Source organism: Schlesneria sp. (genome assembly GCF_036405755.1).
Taxonomy (GTDB): domain Bacteria; phylum Planctomycetota; class Planctomycetia; order Planctomycetales; family Planctomycetaceae; genus Schlesneria; species Schlesneria sphaerica.
The window spans coordinates 1-4,273 of the sequence record NZ_DASWWZ010000541.1 but is presented as its reverse complement, the minus strand read 5'-3'; the positions used below and the strand labels follow the sequence as shown (position 1 = coordinate 4,273).

The 4,273-nt window shown below is 55.2% G+C and carries 3 protein-coding genes; all 3 read right to left on the bottom strand.

Annotation, left to right across the window (positions count from 1 at the left end):
• Positions 1-1,266: Gfo/Idh/MocA family protein (locus tag VGE80_RS18235; protein WP_440593656.1), on the bottom strand; the 1,266-nt coding region annotated here is incomplete at its 3' end.
• A gap of 504 nt (positions 1,267-1,770) precedes the next feature.
• Entirely contained in the window at positions 1,771-3,720 is a 1,950-nt protein-coding gene (locus VGE80_RS18230; protein ID WP_440593655.1) for a protein kinase domain-containing protein, read from the bottom strand.
• A 54-nt stretch (positions 3,721-3,774) separates the two neighbouring features.
• The coding region (locus VGE80_RS18225; RefSeq protein WP_440593654.1) for a choice-of-anchor K domain-containing protein at positions 3,775-4,273 on the bottom strand (499 nt) is incomplete at its 5' end.

Genomic DNA, 4,273 nt, shown 5'->3' with positions numbered 1-4,273 from the left:
GAAGTTCGACTTACAGATCTTTGGATCGCCGAGTCGTTTGGCCTTGAACAACTCGTACATGTTGTTCAGGTCGTTGTTACCCTTGTCTTCTGCCTTCTCGTAGTCGACCTTGACTTTGTCGACGCCCTTGAGTTCGTAGACAGCACAGTAGTCGTCAGAACTGTAGAAGACACCCTTCTCACCGATGATCAGCACGCCGCTGTCAGAGACGTTCGTGATCCCGTATTTCTCGAAGACTTCCATCGGCGGCTTGTTCCCGCGGCGATCGTACCACCAGAATGGGATGGCAGGACGAAGCGACGTTTCAGGGAATTCAAACTTGATGATGGAACTTGCGGGGAAGCTGTCGAAGTCGTGTCCCGTTGACTTGGCCACAACAGAGACGGGGTCTCGGAGATCGCAAGCGGCGAACGGAACGGTCAACTGATGGCAGGCCATATCGCCCAAGGCCCCCGTTCCGAAGTCCCACCAGCCACGGTGCTGGAAGGTGTGGTAGAGACCGGGCCAGAATTCGCGTGTGGGAGCGACACCCAGCCAGTTCTTCCAGTCAACGCGTTCCAGAGCCTTGGCGATTTCTTCCTTCTTCTTTTCGATCAGCTTTGGTGCGGTTTCGGGATCCGCTTCCTTCGCTTGAGCAGCGAACTTTTCGAGGGTCATCCGGCGACCAGGACCCTGAGCCCAGACGGGACGGTTTGACCATGCAAACACTTCCTTCAGGGGGCCCAGTACGCCTGACTGTAGCTGAGCGATCGCTTCACGTGAGGAATCGAGTGCCGTACCCTGATTACCCATCTGAGTGCAGACGCCGGTTTCCTTCGCGACATGGGCGAGCAACCGGGCTTCGTAGATGGTGCGGGTCAGTGGTTTCTGCGTGTAGCAGCTGATGCCCAGTCGCATTGCGGCCAGCGTGATCGGGCCGTGCATGTGGTCAGGGGTGCTGACGTTGCAGATGTCGATCTTCTTGCCGTACTTGGCCAGCAATTCCCGGTAGTCAGTGAACTTTTCGGCGTTCTCGAACCCCTTGGATTTGCCTTTGCTTTCCAGTGTGTTGCGATCGACGTCGCAGATGGCGACGACATTACCGAACGCTGCAGCGTTGCTGGAATCGCTTGCCCCTTTACCACCAACTCCGAAACAGGCAACATTGAGTTGCTCGTTCGCAGAGCGTTCTTGACCACGCAGATCGACCGCACCGCCAACAAAGAGGGCGGCTCCGATCGCCGATGTGTTTTGAATGAACTCGCGACGTGACGTTTTTCGACTCATACGTCTCTCCTGGCGGCATGGCTAAGATGCGGCAATCATTGTTGTGGTAGAAACCATGTGCGGCAGTCACTCTGCCGTAGCAATCACTGATCTTAATTAGTTTTTTCACCGATTCACAGCAAGTGATGCCAGAACGGGGGCGAATTTCCCCCGTGGATTTGGGCCTTCCAGTGGATTGATACGAGCTAAAAGCAACCTTTTCTCACGAACAAAACTGTCGGTGAGCGTGTTCAAAAGCAGATTCTTCCGTCGTCAATCTGGCGACGATCCGGTCTGCAGCGCCAGACTCTTTTCTCCCCTTTACGTTGCTTTGTATCGACGCCATGCTGGGGTCCATTCGGCACGATGACATCGATTCGATCTCGCTCGCCAGCAACAGAATCACATGTCAATCAGCGATAGTGGGCGACTGTGCAGTTTTTTTGCCAGCGGTAATTTTCAAAAGTTCAACAGGCGGTACGAAATTGCTTGTGATGATTGGGGGGGACGCAACCTGCTCTCAAGTCAGGGGATTCGATTGGAGAAATATCGGCGGCGAAGTGTGTCCCATACCTGTTGCAACTCGCGATCATCCAGTGCACGGTCATAGGACGCGAGCTCGGCGAGGCTTCCCTTCCAGAATTCCCAGCCGCCCCCCTGCGTACCAATTCGCCATACTCCAGAAAGATCTCGCTTTGCCAGTGGCCGTTCCATCGAGAGCAGACGCGTTGAATTAATGTAGACTTCGGAATTGGTGGCGGAACTGCGTGCGGTGATCAGAAACATTTGGCCGGGTTGTGGAATCAGGGCGCGACGAGTGAGTTGGATATTCTCGTCGGTCATGCCGCCGATTTCGTCCGTGAATCTCGGAAAGACCCCTTCCGAATCCATGACTCCCAGAAAGACCGAGTTGCGTGTCTTGCCCGAGTCCCAGTTTGACAAGAGTATGTGTGAACCCACGTCGCCAATCTGGTAGTTCGCTGCAGCGACGATCGTGAATGTCTGGGATTCCAAGAATTGCCCCGCAAGATCCAGGAAGTCGTTCTCGCCATCAAATTGGACGACTGGGAACGAAGCCCCTCCGGTTTCTACAAGTTGCGGGCGATGCTCCGCGATCAGTTGAGCCGCGTGATGAGCTTTCGGACCAGACTGATCATGCCAGTGCCGAATATGGCCTTTCGAGTCGAGTTCGATTCCACGATCGGCGCGCAACCAGAGCGTCAGTCCTGGCACGTTGTGGAGTTCTGAAACCGTCAAAGTCCACGCGCGGTGATCCGGGGGATGGCGCCAGTTCTGGCCATACCAAAGGCCCAATGCACCGACAATGAGAATCGCCATCAGCCCCCAGGCGACCCAAAAGTGTTCCTGCCACATACGACTGATCGAGCCAATTGGGGGAGCAACGACTTCAGTAACGGATTCATTGCGGAGAAATCGCTCAAGATCATCGGCCAGTTCATTGGCACTTCGATAGCGACTGGAGGGACGTTTCTCCAGACAACGCAGACAAATCTCTTCCAAGCGGCGTGGAATCGAAGGAGTGATCCTCGCGGGCGGGACAGGGGCCATGTTCCGGACGAGGTCGAGAGTTTCGATGGTGCTGCGACCACGAAATGGGGGTGCACCCGTGAGGAACTCGTACAGTATCGCACCGACTGAGAAGAGATCTGCAGTTGGTCCGACTTCCTCAATGGTCCCATCGATCTGTTCTGGCGCCATGTAGGCAGGAGTGCCGATTAAGGTACCAGAGACTGTGTCGGATGACAGATCTGTGGGGCGAGCGAGTCCAAAGTCGGTGATTCGAGGAATGCCAGGCCCGTCGGGATGTTTCGGGTCCCGCTGGAGAAGAATGTTCCCTGGTTTTAGATCGCGGTGAATGATTCCTTCAGAGTGGGAATATGCGACGGCGCGGGCCACTGCGAGCAATAACTCAACTCCTTCGTGAAGATCAATCGGCCCGGTCTTCAGTCGCTGGGCCAGCGTAATTCCGGGGACGTACTCCAATGCCAGAAAGGGAATATTCTCCTGCTCTCCCGATTCATAGACGCGGACGATATTGGGATGATCCAGTCGGGCGAGCGCTTCCGCTTCACGGCGGAACCGTTTGATTTCGTGAGGACTGGCGAGTGTGCCGGACCGGAGTTGTTTAAGAGCGACGAGTCGCCCGAGACCAGGCTGGCGGGCCAGGAAAACAACTCCCATTCCGCCCCGCCCAAGTTCCTGGAGTATCTCGTATCCCAGAGCGACTCGATGAGACACGAGCGGGCCCGGATCTGCACTCTGCGCCGCCCGTTTAAGGAGACGAACGAAATCGTCGGAATGAATGTTCGTCACCAGTTGTTCACACTGCGGACATCGATCCAGGTGTTCTGCGATCGATTCGAAGTCGGTCAGTGTCAGCAATCCAAGCCCGAAAGCTTGCAGGTCTGAAGCGGATGGATGTGACTCTTCTCGGCAGGTATCGTCCGATTCCATGATGACCCTTTGCAGGGCGAAACCGCTTCATTCCTCAGTGGTCGGAGGGAGGGCTCAGCACTGATGACAGCGTCTCACTCGAATGATACCAGCCAACCCAATGCACGTCAGCAGCAGACTCGAAGGTTCTGGTACAGCAGAGGGCGTCGGGCCGACGAACCCCCCTGCGAAGCCCGGCGAATCATAGGTCGTGTATTGACTTGGATCGTACGGGATCGTTCCCTGAGGGCTGGGACCAGAGTAGACACTAAAGTTTTCTTTGACATTCAGTCCCGACAGGACGAAGTACGGGTCTCCGACAATGGACCCCTTTAATTCGGCCGAGGCCCCAACCGCTTCGAATGCGAAAAATGACAAGGGTAAAGCCGATCCAAAGCTGATGAAATCGGAGTCGATGATCTGATCGCCGACATTATTGGTCGTTCCGATCGAGATCGGAATGGTCAAGGTGTCAACGTTAGGATTGCCCACAAACTGCAGCACCAGGTCGACGCCGAAAATTAGTGAATTCAGTTCACTTGTCCCGTTGAAGTAGGTAATCGAACCTAAGGTG

Bases quoted from the DNA above. Each gene is read 5' to 3' on its own strand.
- VGE80_RS18230 (WP_440593655.1), bottom strand. From the start codon at position 3,720: ATGGAATCGGACGATACCTGCCGAGAAGAGTCACATCCATCCGCTTCA.